General features: G+C 72.2%; 14 protein-coding genes. 8 read left to right on the plus strand and 6 right to left on the minus strand.

Annotation, left to right across the window (positions count from 1 at the left end):
- Positions 1-28: 28 nt before the first annotated feature.
- The gene (locus GH747_RS00640) at positions 29-1888 is read left to right on the plus strand and encodes an endonuclease/exonuclease/phosphatase family protein (protein ID WP_149767325.1); all 1860 of its coding nucleotides are present in this window, start codon (positions 29-31) and stop codon (positions 1886-1888) included.
- Between the two features lie 18 nt (positions 1889-1906).
- On the opposite strand, the gene cbiE is transcribed toward GH747_RS00640, so the two are convergent.
- Positions 1907-3115, minus strand: a complete 1209-nt coding sequence (gene cbiE, locus GH747_RS00645; RefSeq protein WP_163695224.1) for a precorrin-6y C5,15-methyltransferase (decarboxylating) subunit CbiE — start codon at positions 3113-3115, stop codon at positions 1907-1909.
- A gap of 170 nt (positions 3116-3285) precedes the next feature.
- Between cbiE and cobA the strand changes: the two genes are divergently transcribed.
- Positions 3286-4377, plus strand: a complete 1092-nt coding sequence (cobA, locus tag GH747_RS00650) for a uroporphyrinogen-III C-methyltransferase (protein ID WP_149767329.1) — start codon at positions 3286-3288, stop codon at positions 4375-4377.
- Between the two features lie 187 nt (positions 4378-4564).
- Here the strand turns inward: cobA and mctP are convergent, their stop codons facing one another.
- Positions 4565-6223: a monocarboxylate uptake permease MctP gene (gene mctP / locus GH747_RS00655; protein ID WP_149767331.1), complete on the minus strand. Its 1659-nt coding sequence runs from the start codon at positions 6221-6223 to the stop codon at positions 4565-4567.
- Positions 6220-6588 carry a DUF3311 domain-containing protein gene (locus GH747_RS00660; RefSeq protein ID WP_149767332.1) on the minus strand — a complete coding sequence of 123 codons (369 nt, stop codon included), beginning with the start codon at positions 6586-6588 and terminating at the stop codon, positions 6220-6222. Before GH747_RS00660 ends, mctP begins: the two co-directional genes overlap by 4 nt.
- A gap of 232 nt (positions 6589-6820) precedes the next feature.
- On the opposite strand from GH747_RS00660, the gene cobT reads away from it, so the two are divergent.
- Entirely contained in the window at positions 6821-7882 is a 1062-nt protein-coding gene (gene cobT, locus GH747_RS00665; RefSeq protein WP_149767334.1) for a nicotinate-nucleotide--dimethylbenzimidazole phosphoribosyltransferase, read from the plus strand.
- A gap of 7 nt (positions 7883-7889) precedes the next feature.
- Positions 7890-8711 (plus strand): adenosylcobinamide-GDP ribazoletransferase, encoded by an 822-nt coding sequence (locus tag GH747_RS00670; protein ID WP_228552716.1) that lies wholly within the window; start codon positions 7890-7892, stop codon positions 8709-8711.
- 13 nt (positions 8712-8724) lie between these two features.
- Here GH747_RS00670 and GH747_RS00675 read toward each other — a convergent pair whose 3' ends face one another.
- Positions 8725-9258: a bifunctional adenosylcobinamide kinase/adenosylcobinamide-phosphate guanylyltransferase gene (locus GH747_RS00675; RefSeq protein WP_149767336.1), complete on the minus strand. Its 534-nt coding sequence runs from the start codon at positions 9256-9258 to the stop codon at positions 8725-8727.
- A gap of 199 nt (positions 9259-9457) precedes the next feature.
- Between GH747_RS00675 and GH747_RS00680 the strand changes: the two genes are divergently transcribed.
- A complete protein-coding gene (locus tag GH747_RS00680) occupies positions 9458-10618 on the plus strand; it encodes a hypothetical protein (protein ID WP_149767338.1) in 1161 nt (386 codons plus the stop codon).
- Positions 10619-10639: 21 nt separating this feature from the next.
- Here GH747_RS00680 and GH747_RS00685 read toward each other — a convergent pair whose 3' ends face one another.
- Positions 10640-11320, minus strand: coding sequence for a cache domain-containing protein (locus GH747_RS00685; protein WP_149767340.1), 681 nt, complete (start codon positions 11318-11320; stop codon positions 10640-10642).
- A 14-nt stretch (positions 11321-11334) separates the two neighbouring features.
- Positions 11335-12111, minus strand: coding sequence for a FadR/GntR family transcriptional regulator (locus tag GH747_RS00690; RefSeq protein ID WP_149767342.1), 777 nt, complete (start codon positions 12109-12111; stop codon positions 11335-11337).
- Positions 12112-12223: 112 nt separating this feature from the next.
- On the opposite strand from GH747_RS00690, the gene GH747_RS00695 reads away from it, so the two are divergent.
- The 3 genes from GH747_RS00695 to GH747_RS00705 are packed head-to-tail and all read left to right on the plus strand — an operon-like array spanning position 12224 to position 15452.
- Positions 12224-13321 carry an ABC transporter ATP-binding protein gene (locus tag GH747_RS00695; protein WP_149767344.1) on the plus strand — a complete coding sequence of 366 codons (1098 nt, stop codon included), beginning with the start codon at positions 12224-12226 and terminating at the stop codon, positions 13319-13321.
- Positions 13322-13355: 34 nt separating this feature from the next.
- The gene (locus GH747_RS00700; protein WP_228552717.1) at positions 13356-14543 is read left to right on the plus strand and encodes an ABC transporter substrate-binding protein; all 1188 of its coding nucleotides are present in this window, start codon (positions 13356-13358) and stop codon (positions 14541-14543) included.
- Between the two features lie 6 nt (positions 14544-14549).
- Positions 14550-15452: an ABC transporter permease gene (locus GH747_RS00705; RefSeq protein ID WP_228552718.1), complete on the plus strand. Its 903-nt coding sequence runs from the start codon at positions 14550-14552 to the stop codon at positions 15450-15452.
- Position 15453: the final 1 nt, after the last annotated feature.

The following is a 15453-nucleotide window of genomic DNA, read 5'->3' on the forward strand; positions in this document are numbered from 1 at the left end:
GCACCTCGGGCTCCGGTAGAACTCGTCCATGCCGCTGCCCCGCACGCGCACGACCGCCCTGCTCGCCCTCGCCGCCGGCGTGTGGGTCCTCGTCGATCTCGTCCGCGTCTGGGCACCGTCGCTGATCACGATCTTCGGCCAGGCCGCCTCGACCCCGCCCGAGCTGATGGGGGCGTACGCGCTGGGGTGCGTGGCGGTCGCCGTGGTCGTCGTCGCGCTGGCGGGCCGACGCGCCCCCGGCACCACGCTCGGCGTCGCGGTCGGCGTGATGATCGTGTGTCGTGTCGGCCTCCAGCTGAGCGACGGCGGTCGCCCTCAGCTGGTCCTGGCGTCCGTCGGGGTCGCTGCCTCGCTCGTGTGGCTCTCGCTCGCCGTCGTCCGGTACGGCGACGCGGCCGTCGCCGGCACGGTCACCGGGTTGGCCCTCTCCGTGACGACGCACGCGGCGCTCGGCACGTGGGGTGCGGTCTGGCGGCACGACTTCTGGGGATGGACGCTGCTCGTCGTCCAGGTCGCCGTCCTGGTCGTCGCGACGTACGCCTCTCGCGGGCGCGAACCTGACCCTGCTCCCGGCCGTCGGTTCGGGTGGCTGCTGATGCCCGGGTTGCTGCTCGCGGGCATCGTGGTCGGCAACGCCGGCCGGGCCAGCGCGGTCGCCGGCACGGTCGGCCTGGTCGTGATCGCCGCCGCGTCGGTCGCGGCGATCGCCCTCGCGGGATCCCGCCCGCGACCGGTGATCGCCTGGCTGGCGGCAGTCGCCCTGACCGCATGCGTCGCGATCGCCCTCGTGGTCACGGTCGAGCAGGCGGGCATCCCGGCTGTGACGCCGCCGTGGGCCGTCGTCGCGTACGCCGTCGGTCTGCCGGCGCTCGCCACCGTCTGGGCTGCGGCCGCCCGCGGCACTGGAGCGTCGCCGGTCGCGGTCGCGTCGGGTGGCCTGATCTGGGTCGCCCTGCTGTTCGTCTACTACGCCGGGTACGACCTCGGCTACCGCGCCGACCTCGTCGTCGTCGGTGTCGCTGCGGTGGTCGGACTGGTCGGAGCACTGGGGCTACGGCCAGACCTCGGCGACGGCGACGGGGCGGAAGTCGGATGGCCGGCGCTCGCGATCGCCGGCGCTCTCGCGATCACTGCGGCGTGGGCCGGCCCCGCCCTCACGGTTCGCCCGCTCGTCGACGAGATGTCCGACGACCAGGAGATCACGCAGGTCGCGGCGTACAACGTGCGCATGGGGTACGGCATGGACGGCACGTTCCGTCCGGCCGAGGTCGCCGAGGTCCTGCTCCGGTCCGACGTCGCGCTGCTCAGCGAGGTCGACCGCGGCTGGTACCTCAACGGAGGTCAGGACCACCTCGCGATCCTCGAGCGGCTGCTCGAGCGCGAGACCGTGTTCGCACCGGCGGCGGACCCGGTGTGGGGCGACGCGGTCCTCTCGAGCGCAGCGATCGAGGAGTCGGTCGGTACCCCGCTCCCCTCGCACGGTGCCGTCACCGGCGCGCAGGCGCTGTCCGCCCGGATCTCCGTGGAGGGCGTCCCCACGTGGTTCGTGTCGACGCACCTTCAGCCGAACGACGGCGACGAGGGCGTCCGGCAGCAGACCGACGACCTGGCCGACGTCGTACGCGCACGCCTCGACGACCAGATCCCGGTCGTGCTCGGGGGTGATCTCAACACCGTCCCCGGGAGCGCGTCGTACGAGGTGCTCCTCGACCTCGGGCTCGTCGATGCCCTGGACGGGGCCGGACCGACGTCGCCCGCCGACGCCCCGACCCGGCAGATCGACCACCTCTTGGTGACGCCGGACCTCAGCCCGTCGTACCCCGTGGTCGGCACGACCCAGGCCTCCGACCACCTCCCGGTGTTCGTCACCGTCACACCGCGGCGCTGACGACGCTCCGGCGTCGGGTCAGCGCACGGCGCTCCACTGCACGATCGGGCGCGCCGACTCCCACGCCACGTGGTCGCCGGAGGTCGTCACCGTGTCGACCCCGATCCGGACGAGCTCGCCGCCCTGCTTGCGGAACCGGTCGATCAGCGCGGCCTCGTCGTCGAGGGTCGCGGCGTGGACGACCAGGCGGCCACCCGGTCGGAGCGCGGACCAGGCGGCCTCGACCACGGCCGCGTCGGCAGCGTGCGACCCGAGGAAGATCGCATCGGGTGCAGCGAGGGTCTCGAGCGCCTCGGGGAGCGTGCCTCCGACGATGCGCAGCTCGCGGACGCCGAGGTCGATCGCCGACTCCCGTGTCCGCGCCACGTCGACAGCGGTCGGCGCGACCACGACCGCCGAGGCGAGCGGCGCGGCGCGCTGCCACTCGATGGCGACCGACCCGGCTCCAGGACCGAGCCCCCACAGGAGGTCGCCCGCCGCCGGAGCGAGACGGGCCAGCGCGGTCGTACGGACGTCTCGGGGGACGACGGTGAGGGCGTCGCCGAACGATGCGTCCGACAGCCCCGGCACGCACGACGTCGCGGAACGCCGAGACGCGTCGGCGACGCACCGCAGGCAGATGACGTTGAGGTCGGGCGAGACCCGTTCCCGCCACGCGTCGGCCGTCGACTCCGTGCGCGACTCGGCCAGTCCGCCGAGGTCGCCGAACACCGTCATCACCGACTCGCCGTACCCCTGGGCCGTCAGCAGCGCCGCGACCGACGAAGGAGTCCCGCCGTCGGCCGACAGGACCACGAGCTTGCGGCCGGGTGCGAGGTGCGGGAGCAGCCGGCGTACGTCGTGGCCACCGAGCGCGACGAGCGCGGTCTCCTCGAACGACCACCGCATGCGGGCGCGCGCCAGGGACTCCGAGGACACGGTGGGGATGACGTCGACGTCGTCGGGGTCGACGAGACGGACGAGCAGCGAGGCGATCCCGGCGACGAACGGGTCTCCGGACGACAGGACGACGATGCGCTTGCCCTCGTACTCCTCGAGCAGCGGCGGGAGGGCCTCGGCGACATCGGTCGGCCACTCCACCCGGACCTGCCACCACGACCACGGCACGGAGTCGAGGTGACGCTTGCCACCCATCACGACCTCGGCCTCGCGGACGAGTCGACGCGAGTCCATCGCGAGCCCGTCCCAGCCATCCGCACCGATGCCTACGACCGTGATCCGCTGCATGGGTGCTGACGTTATCCGGGTTGGCGGCCAGGACCCAAGCCCGATCCGGATGTGATGCACGCCATGTCCGCGATGCGGCGGTTTCGCCGGGCGGCGACGCCTCGTGCCTACCATCGTGGCGCAGAGCCGCGGACGTCGCGGATCGCGATCCAACGAGAGGACGCCTGTTGATGGCACGTTCCATCGGGTTCGGGGCAACGCTGTCGGTGTCCGGCCGCCGGGTCCTGGTGGTCGGCGCGGGAGGCTCGGCCCTGGGCCAGGTCGCCGCCCTGCGCGACGCGGGCGCGCGGGTGACCGTCGTGGCGCCGGACGCGGTCCAGTCGATCGCCGATCTCGCCGAGCGCGACGTCGTCCAGTGGCACGCACGCTCGTACGACGCCGCTGACGTGACCGGCCCGGACGCCGAGCTGGTGGTGGCCGCGACCGGTGACAGCGAGCTGGACGACCGGATCGCCGCCGACGCCGCTGCCGCGGGCCGCTGGTGCACGGTCGCGACGACCGACGGCGCCGACGGGGCTACCCGCCACGCACGGCAGGCTGCCGGCACGGTCGTGCTCGTCGGCGGCGGACCCGGCGACCCCGGGCTGATCACCGTGGCGGGGATGGACGCCGTACGCGGCGCCGACGTGGTCGTCACCGACCGCCTCGCGCCCCTGGGCGTGCTCAACGACCTCGACGTCGAGGTCGTCGACGTCGGCAAGATCCCGCGCGGACGGTTCACGCCGCAGGAGGAGATCAACCGGATCCTGGTCGAGCAGGCTCAGGCCGGAAAGCGCGTCGTACGCCTCAAGGGCGGCGACAACTTCGTGTTCGGCCGGGGCGGCGAGGAGGTCGAGGCGTGCGCTGCGGCCGGGATCCCGGTCGAGGTGATTCCCGGGGTGACGTCGGCGATCGCCGGGCCCGCGCTGGCGGGGATCCCCGTGACGCACCGGGGTCTGAGCCAGGGCTTCACGATCGTGTCGGGCCACGTGCCGCCAGGAGACCCGCGCTCGACCCTCGACTGGGCGGCGCTCGCCCGGTCCGGCACCGACCTCGTCCTCCTGATGGCTGTCGCGACGCTGCCCGCGATCACCGCGGCGCTGATCGCCGAGGGCCTCGACCCCGCGACCCCTGCCGCGACCGTCGCCGATGCCGCACTGCCGACGCAGCAGGTGGTGCGCGGCGACGTCGCGACCATCGCGGCGCGGATGACCGAGGCAGGGATCGGCGCGCCGGCTATCACCGTGATCGGCCAGGTCGCGGGCTTCGACCCCCGCGCCTGAACGCGGCGGCGCGATCCGCCTCCACGACGCGCCGCCGATGCCCACGAAGCCACGCGCGCTAGGACGAAGCCATGCCCGAAGCACGCGCTTCGTCCTAGGAACCGTGGCTTCGTCGTACGACGCACCGCGCCCCCGAACCGCGTACGGCGGTCCGGGGGCGGCGGCGTGCCAGGCTGGAGGGGCCCGGTCAAGCGGTCGGCGACCCCCCGGCGGGCTCTCCGACCTCGGGCAGCTTCTTCATGACCCGCGGATCACCGGAGTCGGCGAAGTAGTCGCCCGCGATCGTGTCGTCGGCACCGTTGTCGACCTTGCCGGCGCGCAGCGCCAGCGTGATCACGGCGGCGACGGCGACGTTGATGACGAACGCGGTCAGCGCGATGTAGCCGAGCGCGCCGATGACCGGGATGTCGGCCAGCGAACCGCCGAAGTGGTCGCCGGTCACCGGGTTGATCACGTTGTACGCGCTGATCGTGCCGTAGACCATGCCGACGGCCCAGCCGACGAGCAGGCCCCAACGGTGGAACCACTTCGTGTAGAGGCTGAACACGATCGACGGCAGCGTCTGCAGGATCCAGATGCCGCCGAGCAGCTGGAAGTTGATCGCGTTCTGCTTGTCGAGCGTGAGCACGAACAGGAGCGCGAACACCTTCACCACCAGCGACGCGAGCTTGGAGACCTGCGCCTCCTGCTTCGGTGTCGCGTGCGGCTTGATGAACTCCTTGTAGACGTTGCGGGTGAACGTGTTCGCCGCCGCGATCGACATGATCGCCGCCGGCACCAGGGCTCCGATCGCGATCGCCGCCCAGGCGACACCCGCGAACCACGACGGGAACATGTCCTCGAACAGCTGCGGGATCACCAGCTGCGCGTTGGGCTCGCCGTCGAGTCCGACCGGGGTCGTCCCTGCCGCGATCGCCACCCATCCGAGCAGCGCGAGCAGGCCGAGGATGAAGGAGTAGGCCGGCAGGATCGACGCGTTGCGCCGGATCGTGTTCCGGCTCTGACTGGACAGCGTCGCGGTGATCGAGTGCGGATACATGAAGAGCGCCATCGCCGACCCGAGCGCGAGCGTCGCGTACGCCCAGTGGGCGTCCATCCCGGTCGGGATGAAGGAGCCCGTGGGTGCACCGGTCGCCGGGTTCGGCGTCGCCATCTTGTCCTGGGCGGCGCCGAAGATCGCGTCCCATCCGCCGACCTTGGTGGGGAGGTAGATGATCGCGACGATGATGACGAGATAGATGAGCGTGTCCTTGACGAACGCGATCACTGCCGGCGCCCGCAGGCCCGAGGAGTACGTGTAGGCGGCGAGCAGCGCGAACGCGATGAACAGCGGCGCGTCCTTGGCGAGCCAGTTCGACCCGCCGCCGAGTCCGGCGACCTCGAGCACCGCCTGGATGCCGACGAGCTGGAGCGCGATGTAGGGCATCGTCGCGAGGAAGCCGGTGATCGCGATCGCCAGCGACAGCCCGCGGCTGCTGTAGCGCCCTCGGACGAAGTCGGCTGGCGTGACGTAGCCGTGCCGGTGGCTGACCGACCACAGCCGCGCCATGAACACGAAGATGATCGGGTACAGGATGATCGTGTACGGCACCGCGAAGAAGCCCGCGACGGCACCGGTCGCGAACATCGCAGCAGGCACCGCGACGAACGTGTACGCGGTGTAGAGGTCGCCGCCCAGCAGGAACCAGGTCACCCACGTGCCGAACTTGCGGCCACCGAGGCCCCACTCGTCCAGCGACTCCATCGACGGCGGCCGGCGCCAGCGCGACGCGTAGAACCCCATCACGGTGACGAGGGCGAACAGCAGGATCAGGACGGTCACCCCGACGCCGTTGACGTCGCTCATCGGTCACCCTCCGTCCGGTCCTCGTCGGCGTCCCACGGGTCGCCGTCGAACAGGTCCGCGTCCGTCGGGTCTCCGATGTGGGCGCCGGGGGTCGTCATAGGCCGGTGCGGCCGCGCGACGAGCACGATCCGGTACGAGGTGTAGGTCAGGCCGGCGGTGAGGAAGACCCAGAGGAACTGGTACCAGAAGAAGAACGGCCAGGGACCGAGCTTGGGATCCTCCTTCGCGTACGAGTCGACCCACAGCAGGGCGATCACGGGGATGGCGAGCAGCACGGCGGCCAAGGTCAGGAGCGCCTTGTTCGCCGGTGGTGGCGTCTCGTGCACGGTCGGGTCCTCGACCGTGGGAGGAGGTCCAGAGGTCATCGACAGCCTTTCGTGTCGCGGCCCGGTCGGGCCGGAGGTGCAGAGTGGCTGCCACAGCGGTACCCGTGTGACGGCGGTCACACACGTTGCCAGCGGGGCCCCGAACGGTCCACGCAGGCACGCGTCCTGTCGGTGAACGGTCCCGTTGACGCGACGGACGGTCGCCTGGGTCGTCGGGCGGCGTCCGGACTAGGGTGAGGAGTCCTCGCACGACCGTCCGGAAGGCTCATCGATGACTGACGCACCCCACGCCGCTGACCGCGTCGCGCCGCCGTCGGAGGCCGTACGCCGCCAGGCTGCGGACCGCCTCGCCGGTCTCGCGACACCGGCCGGCGCCCTCGGGCGGCTGGGCGAGGCCGCGGTGTGGCTGGCAGCCGTGCAGGGGCACTGCCCGCCCTCGCCGCCGTCCGACGTGCGGGTGGTCGTGTTCGCCGGGGACCACGGCGTGACCGCGCACGGGGTCTCCGCGTACCCGCCGGAGATCACGGGCCTGATGGTCCAGCAGTTCCTCTCCGGCGGCGCCGGCGTCGCCGTCCTCGCCCGGCTCCACGGCGCTGCCCTGCGGGTGCTCGACCTCGGTGTCGACGTCGACGCCGGTACGTTCCCGGCGGAGGTCAGCGCGTACAAGGTCCGCCGCGGTTCAGGTGCGATCCACATCGAGGACGCGCTGACGGGTGACGAGACCCTGCGCGCGCTGGCGGCAGGCGCCGCAGTGGCAGCGGAGGAGGTCGCCGCCGGCGCCGACCTGCTGATCGCGGGCGACATGGGGATCGGCAACACGACCCCTTCCGCGGCGCTGATCGCGGCGACGCTCGGGATCGGCGCGGACGAGGTCACGGGACGCGGCTCCGGCATCGACGTCGACGCGCTCGCGCACAAGCAGGACGTGGTCGACCGAGCGCTCGAGCGGGCGGGGGCGCGGGTCGCCGATCCGGTCGACCGGCTGACCGCGCTCGGCTCCGCGGACCTGGCGGCGCAGGTCGGCTTCCTGGCCGAGGCGGCCCGCCTCGGCGTACCCGTCGTGCTCGACGGCGTCATCTCGGTGGCGTGCGCCCTCGTCGCCGAGGACTACGCGCCGGGGTCGTCGGCCTGGTTCGCCGCCGGTCACCGCTCCCCCGAGCCGGCCCAGTCGCTGGCGTTGGAGAAGCTCGGGCTGGAGCCGCTGCTCGACCTGGGGATGCGCCTGGGCGAGGGCAGCGGCGCGGTCGCGGCGATCCCGGTGCTGCGGTCCGCCGCGGCGGCGCTCGCCCACGTCTCGCTCCTCGCGGACGTCCTCGGCGCGCAGGACGCCTGACCGCGCGGTGACAGCCGAGCACACCGCCCCGGACGGGCGCCGCGACGATCAGCCGGGACGGGCCACGCTGGCCGACGGGCTGCTGCTCGCGGCGGGCACCTTCAGCACGGTCCGCTTCCCTGCGCCCTCGACGGTCGACCGCGGGCGAGCGCGGGTCGCGATGCTGGCCGCCCCGATCGCTGCCGTCCCGCTGGGTGCCGCCGCAGCCCTGGTCTCGGCGCTCGGCGATCGACTCTCCCTGCCGGTGCTGGTCACCGGCGCGCTGGCGGTGGCCGCCGTCGCCCTCGGCACCCGCGCGCTGCACCTCGACGGGCTCGCCGACACGGTCGACGGTCTCAGCGCGCCGTACGACCGCGAGCGACGGCTCGCGATCATGAAGTCGGGAGACGTCGGGCCGGCGGGCGCGGTGGGACTCACGCTGGTCCTGCTGGTCCAGGCGGCGGCGCTCGGGTCGCTCGCTGGACGCGATCACGGCTGGCTGCTCGTCGGCACGCTCGTCTGCGTGTCCCGCGCCGCCGTGCTGGTCGCGTGCGCCGCCCCGGTCCCTGCAGCGACTCCGGGCGGGCTGGGCGCAGCGGTCGCCGGATCGGTGCCGGTCTTCGCAGCGGCCGGTGCGGCAACGGCGTACGCGGGAGTCCTGTCGCTGGCCTTCGCGGCGGCCGGTGTGCCGTGGTGGCAGGCACCTCTGGCGGTGGGCGTCGCTGCGGTCGCCGTCGCGCTCCTCGTACGCCGCGCGGTGACGCTCCTCGGCGGGATCACCGGCGACGTGATCGGCGCGGCGATCGAGGTGGCCCTCGTCGCGCTCGGCGTCGTGACCCTCGCGACCTGACCTGCCTCGACCGTCAGAGGTGGAGGACGCGCCCCGCGACGACGAGGGCGACCTCTTCGGAGGCCTCGGCGAGCCGTTGGTTCGTGATCCCGAGGACGTCGCGGAAGATGCGCCCCGACCGGTGTCCGGGGACCACCCCGAACCCGACCTCGTTCGTGACCGCCACGCTCAGCTGGTCACGGGCCGCCCAGGCCTCGGCGAGGCTGTCGATGCGCTTGTCGACCTCCGGGCGCCACTGGGCGTCCGGTGCCTCCCATGCGGCGACCTCGTCGAGCACCGCGGTCACCCAGGTGCCGATGCAGTCGACCACGACGGGCGATTCGGTGCCCCGCAGAGCGCTCGCGACCTCGGCGGTCTCGACGGTGGTCCACCCTGCTGGGCGGCGCTTCTGGTGCTCGAGCACCCGCGCGCGCCACTCGGGGTCGCTGTCGTCCGGGATCGGACCCGGCGCGATGTACGTGACGTGCTGCTCGTGCGCGAGCAACGACTCTGCGTACGTCGACTTGCCGGAGCGCACACCTCCGGTCACCAGCACCCTACGACTCATGTCCGCCCCTCTCGGCCCCGCGAAGGTCGTCCTGCTTCGTCCGCTCCGGGCAGCGTCGCACGTCGATCTTCCGAACGCACCCCCGGGTCTCACGCCGCAGACACGGGACGCCCAAGCGCGGCCCTCGTGGAGCTGCTCGGCGACTCCTGAGGCGCGCTGATCCGGGACCACGGCGGCGCGTGCGTCGTACTGTCTCACCATGCACCGGAGCGTCGTCGCGCTGGCGACCGTCGCGGCAGTCGCGACGGTCCTTGCCGCCTGCACGTCTGCAGCCGATCACGCGGAGCACCCCGCGTCTCCGACCCTGACGCCGACCACGCTCCCCGGTGGCTGGCAGGCCGAGGCCCTGCCGCGACAGCTGAGGGCGGAGGTGCTCGCCAGCGACGGGAGCCGCGTCCTCGTCGGAGGGTCCGCCGGCGCGGGAGAGGGCAGAGAGCCCCGCCTCCTCGTGCGCGAGACCCGTGGATGGGACGGCATCTCCCTGACTCCCCGGACCGGGTACGGCGAGGTGGCCGCGCTCGTCCGACTGGCCGTTGGTCCGGGTGGGAACGTCGTCGCGCTGGGCAATGCGACGGGAGGGGCGCACCTCCTGCCGCGATGGACGGCGTGGTCCGGGTCGATGGACGGGGTCGGGGAGCGCCCGCAGGTGTTCGAGACGTTCGGAGGGCCGTCCGCGGGCGGGCTCGCCGGGGTCTCGGCGGCCCCGGTCGGCGCGGTCGTCGGCAGCTGGGCCACGACGTCCACACGCCTCTCTCCCGCGGTGTGGCACGAGGTCGGTGACCGCTGGGTCCGTCGGACCGACGCCAGCGGCTTCGCCTCCCGCGGGGACGTGCAGGCGCTCCCCGCGTCGGTCACGGCGAGCGGGGACGAGGTCGTGGTGGTCGGGACCGAGACGACGACGGATGCGCGCGGGATCCGCCAGGCCGCGATCGCGTGGACCACCTCGGACCTGACGACGTGGCGCCGCGTCGTCCTCGGCCCGCGCTCGGGTACGTCCAGCGGCGCGACCGACGTCGCGTGCGCCGCCGACGGGTGCGTCGCGGCCGGGTGGGTCGGCGACCGGCTCGCCGCCTGGCGGCTCGAAGGGCGCGACGCCGGGCGGCTCGCACTCCCCGCGATCGCCGTCGAGCCGTACGTCGCGAGGGCCAAGGTCGCGTACGACGGCGCGTGCACCGCAGTTCTCGCCGGGAGGGAGTCCCGCGCAGTCCTCACCTCGGGCGACCTCGTGCACTGGGCACGGTCGTCCGTCCCCGAGCCTCAGGTGGACGACGCGGTGATGGCGGACGGGCGGCTGTTCGTGCTCACTCCTGACGCGGGTACGGCGCTGGCGTCCCTGCCGGACCCGTGCGGGCGCCCGTGACCGCAGCGCTGCTGCTTGCCGTCAGGCGGGGATGACGACGGCGAACTCGAGGTCACCGCACCCCAGCGCCTCGCGCGACCGGGCGACGTCGACCCGCGAGCCGGTGGCGATGCGCGGGGACTGCGACACGACCGCACGGCCGGCTCCGTTGACGACGGTCGCGCCCTCACCCACTGCGCGCAACGACGGCAGCACCATCAGCTCGAGCGTCTCGACGAGCGTGTCGGCGCCGACCACGCCCACCATCTGGTCGTCGACGAGCACCGGGACGGTGGCGGTCAGCACGTACTCGTCGGTGCAGACGTAGTCGACGTACGGGCCGGCGACGTGCGGCCTGTGCGTCCGCTCGGGGACGCGGAACCACTCGTGCCGGGTGTAGTCGAGCGCATCGCCGGAGTCCGGGGCCTCGGCCTCGGCGAGCAGCTGGCGGTTCTCGCCCTGCCACCACGCGAGATAGAGCGCCTTGTCGGACAGAGCGCGTCGCGCTGCGACGAACCCGGCTCCCATCCGCCGGGGGTCGGCGAGCGTGCGTGCGGCCATCGGCGCGACCGCGTCGGAGACCTCGGCGGCGCTGACCGGACCGTTCGCGAACAGCGCTTCCATCGCGGCGCGCATGGCGTCGAGGTGGGCGAAGACGTCGGAGAAGTATGTCGCGACGACGGCCGCGGGCGGCTCGAGATCGTGCGTGGCCTGGACCGTCATGCAGCCCTCCTGCGTCAGTGACCGCCAGAATCGCTGGTGGCGCCCGAACCAGGCAATGCTGCCTTCTGCGCGAGCAGCCACGCAAGGGATTGCACGACATGGTCACGAGCCTGTACGCGCGCGGCGTCGCCGTCGGCGCACTCCAGCGCGTCCAGCAGCGCGACCTGGCGCAGGCGGGCGCCGGTCCGAAAGCCCGGGTCCATCAGCGGCAGCCTGACCAGGGCGCCGAACGCGGCCTCGAGACGGACGAGCTCGCGGGTCAGCCGGGCGGACTGGGTCAGCGCCGCCAGCGACAGCATCAGCTCGGCATCGGCGTGCCGCCATCGCGCGGCGTCGGTCTCGTCCGGCGCGAGGACGAGCTCGCGCATGAGGGCGACGTCCTCCTCCGCGGCGTACGCAGCGGCGACCTCGGCGCACCCGGCGACGATGACGCCGTACAGGGTGGCGCGGTCGCGCAGCTCCACGTTCGACGTCGCCGCGAGACGGCCGTTGAGGACCGCGTCGTCGGGGTGGCGCGGCCGGTTGACGAAGCTGCCGCCCCCGCGGCCACGGGTCGTGGTGACGAGACCCTGGGCGCGCAGGGCGACGAGGGCCTCGCGGGCGGTGACGGTCGCGACCCCCAGCATCGCGGCGAGCTCCGGCTCGCTCGGCAGGCGCTCGCCGTCGGCGAGGACGCCGGAGTAGATGGCCTCCGCGATGCGCTTCTCGACGCGGGTGGCCCGGCCCTCGTCCCCGAGCGGAGCGAAGATCGCGGACCGGGGATGGGCAGCAGGTCGGAGGGGCCTCGCCACGTGTCCTCCTCGCCCGAGATCGTCACAAAACCCTAACGGAACCGTTCCAAGTATCTAATATCTGGTTCCATATGTTTAAGACTTGTCGCCACAGCCCTTGCCAGGAGGATGCGTGACCGTCACGGAGACCGCCGACCGTCCCCCGCGACCGGCTCCCGAGCAGGCTGCCATCAGCCTGCGCGGCCTGCGCAAGGAGTTCGGAGACGTCGTCGCCGTCGACGGCGTCGACCTCGACATCGAGCACGGCGAGTTCTTCTCCATGCTCGGCCCGTCGGGCTCGGGCAAGACCACGGTCCTGCGCCTGATCGCCGGCTTCGAACGGGCCGACGTCGGCACGGTCACGCTCGGCGGCACCGACGTCACGACGCGCGCCCCGTTCGAGCGGGACGTCAACACGGTCTTCCAGGACTACGCGCTGTTCCCCCACATGAACGTGCTCGACAACGTCGCGTACGGTCTGCGGGTCCGCGGCGTCCGCAAGGCACAGCGCCGCGCCCGCGCCCTCGAGGCGCTCGGTACCGTCCAGCTGGGCCACCTCGCCGACCGCCGACCGAACCAGCTGTCGGGTGGGCAGCGCCAGCGCGTCGCCCTCGCGCGGGCCATCGTCGTCGAGCCGTCGGTGCTCCTCCTCGACGAGCCGCTCGGCGCCCTCGACCTGAAGCTCCGCGAGCAGATGCAGGTCGAGCTCAAGGCCCTCCAGCGCAACCTCGGGATCACCTTCGTGTTCGTCACCCACGACCAGGAGGAGGCGCTGACCCTGTCGGACCGCGTCGCGGTCTTCCGTGACGGGCGCATCGTCCAGCTCGGCACACCGCAGGAGGTGTACGAGGAGCCGCGCGACCCGTACGTCGCGTCGTTCGTCGGCACCTCGAACCTCTTCGACAGCGCCGTGTCCCAGCAGATCCTCGGTCGCGCCGGCATCCACGCCCTACGGCCGGAGAAGGTCACGCTCACCGACGCTGCTGCGACCCGCACCGACGAACCCGTCCGCGTCACGGACGGCGTCGTCGAGGCGCTCGGCGTGGTCGCCGAGACGATCTACCTCGGCGCCGCGCACCGCGTGATCGTCGACCTCGAGGCGGGCCCCCGGCTGGTCGTCCTCGAGCAGACCGCCGGCGCGCTCGCAGCCCCCGAGCACCGCGGCGACGTCGTCTGGGCGCGCTGGGCGCTCGACGACGTCGTCCCCCTCTCAGCCGAGGCGGACCAGTGAGACCACCGCAACGAACAGACCAGAGGAGACCATCGTGAGCAAGCACAGTCGACCGAGCGGGAGGCGCGTGTTCGGCGTCCTGCTGGCCTCGGTGTCGTTGGCGCTGATCGGAGCCTGCGGGGGCGACGACAGCGACTCGGGCAGTGACAGCGAGGCCCTGCAGGAGCTGGGCGAGAACGAAGGCCAGGTGTCGATCCTCACCTGGCCCGGCTACGTCGAGGACGGCAGCAACGACCCGGAGGTCGACTGGGTGACGCCCTTCGAGCAGGAGACCGGCTGCGAGGTGACGTCGAAGGTGTACGGCACCTCCGACGAGGCGTTCAACCTGGCCAAGACCGGCGAGTACGACGTCATCGCGGCATCGGGCGACCTCTCGCTGCGGCTCGTCGCCGCCGACGAAGCCGCGCCCGTCAACACCGACCTGGTGTCCAACTACGACGGCATCTTCGACTTCCTGAAGGACACGGAGTGGAACTCCGTGGACGGCGTGAACTACGGCATCCCTCACGGCTACGGCGCGAACCTGCTGATGTTCAACACCGACGTCGTCCAGCCCGAGCCCACGTCCTGGTCGGCGGTGTTCGACGACGCCTCGAAGTACAAGGGCAAGGTGACGGCGTACGACTCGCCCATCTACATCGCCGACGCCGCGCTGTACCTGATGAAGCACAACCCTGAGCTCGAGATCGAGAACCCGTACGCGCTCGACGAGGACCAGCTCGCCGCCGCGGTCGACCTGCTGAAGGCGCAGCGGGAGAACATCGGCGAGTACTGGTCGGACTACCTCAAGCAGATCTCGGCGTTCGAGACCGGCGACTCGGTGGTCGGCACGTCCTGGCAGGTGATCGTGAACTCGCTCGACAGCGCCAACATCAAGGCGATCCTGCCCGAGGAGGGGTCGACCGCCTGGAACGACACCTGGATGCTCTCGTCGCAGGCCGAGAACGTGAACTGCGCGTACGCCTGGATGGACTACATCGTGAGCCCCAAGGCGAACGCCACGGCGACCGAGTACTTCGGTGAGGCCCCGAACAGCGAGGCCGCCTGCGCGGAGACGGTGAACCCTGATCACTGCGAGATCTTCCACGCCGGCGACGAGGCGTTCTCCGAGCAGCTCTGGTACTGGCGGACGCCGATCGCCGAGTGCCTCGACGGTCGTACGGACGTCGAGTGCACCGACTACTCGCAGTGGACGGCAGCCTGGACCGAGATCAAGGGCTAGCACCGGATGACGGCCGAACCCCAGGAGATGGCCGCCTCCCGCACGCCGGGGGCGGCCATCTCCGCGTTCCTCAGCCGCAGGCCCTGGGTGCGCCTCACGGCGCTCCTCTCCGTGCCGCTGCTGTGGCTCGTGCTCGTGTACGTCGTGGCGCTCGCCGCGCTGCTCGTCACGGCGCTGTGGACGACCGACAGCTTCACGGGCGAGATCGACAAGACCTGGTCCCTCGACAACATCGAGACGGTGCTGACGACGGCGCTCTACCGGACGGTGACCCTGCGAACGCTCGGCCTCGCGGTGCTGGTCACCCTCATCGACGTCACGATCGCCCTGCCGATCGCGTTCTTCATGGCGAAGGTCGCCTCACGCCGTACGCAGCGGATCCTGGTCGTCGCCGTCCTCACGCCGCTGTGGGCGAGCTATCTCGTGAAGGCGTACGCGTGGCGGTCGGTGCTCTCAGGGGGCGGGTTGTTCGAGTGGCTCGGGCAGCCGTTCGACGTCCAGTCGCCCGGCTACGGGATGACGGCGCTGGTGATCACCGAGGCGTACCTGTGGCTGCCGTTCGTCATCCTGCCGATCTACGCCGGCTTCGACCGGGTGCCCGACTCGCTGCTCGAGGCGTCGGGCGACCTCGGCGGCTCCGGCCCGCAGACGCTGCGGTGGGTCGTGATGCCGATGATCGTTCCGGCCGTCGTGGCCGGGGCGATCTTCAGCTTCTCGCTGACCCTCGGCGACTACATCGCGGTGAACATCGTCGGCGGGACCAACCAGCTGCTCGGCAACCTCGTCTACACGAACGTCGGCGCGGCCAACAACCTCCCGCTCGCCGCCGCGATCGCGCTGATCCCGATCGCGATCATGATCGTCTTCCTCACCGCCGTACGCCGTACCGGCGCCCTCGAGAACCTCTAAG

It is taken from the genome of Mumia xiangluensis, assembly GCF_010994095.1.
Classification (GTDB): Bacteria; Actinomycetota; Actinomycetes; order Propionibacteriales; family Nocardioidaceae; genus Mumia; species Mumia xiangluensis.

Excerpts from the sequence above, each read along its gene's own strand:
- GH747_RS00640 (WP_149767325.1), top strand. The coding sequence starts at position 29 with ATGCCGCTGCCCCGCACGCGCACGACCGCCCTGCTCGCCCTCGCCGCC.
- cbiE (WP_163695224.1), bottom strand. The coding sequence starts at position 3,115 with ATGCAGCGGATCACGGTCGTAGGCATCGGTGCGGATGGCTGGGACGGG.
- cobA (WP_149767329.1), top strand. The coding sequence starts at position 3,286 with ATGGCACGTTCCATCGGGTTCGGGGCAACGCTGTCGGTGTCCGGCCGC.
- mctP (WP_149767331.1), bottom strand. The coding sequence starts at position 6,223 with ATGAGCGACGTCAACGGCGTCGGGGTGACCGTCCTGATCCTGCTGTTC.
- GH747_RS00660 (WP_149767332.1), bottom strand. The coding sequence starts at position 6,588 with ATGACCTCTGGACCTCCTCCCACGGTCGAGGACCCGACCGTGCACGAG.
- cobT (WP_149767334.1), top strand. The coding sequence starts at position 6,821 with ATGACTGACGCACCCCACGCCGCTGACCGCGTCGCGCCGCCGTCGGAG.
- GH747_RS00675 (WP_149767336.1), bottom strand. The coding sequence starts at position 9,258 with ATGAGTCGTAGGGTGCTGGTGACCGGAGGTGTGCGCTCCGGCAAGTCG.
- GH747_RS00680 (WP_149767338.1), top strand. The coding sequence starts at position 9,458 with ATGCACCGGAGCGTCGTCGCGCTGGCGACCGTCGCGGCAGTCGCGACG.
- GH747_RS00685 (WP_149767340.1), bottom strand. The coding sequence starts at position 11,320 with ATGACGGTCCAGGCCACGCACGATCTCGAGCCGCCCGCGGCCGTCGTC.
- GH747_RS00705 (WP_228552718.1), top strand. The coding sequence starts at position 14,550 with ATGACGGCCGAACCCCAGGAGATGGCCGCCTCCCGCACGCCGGGGGCG.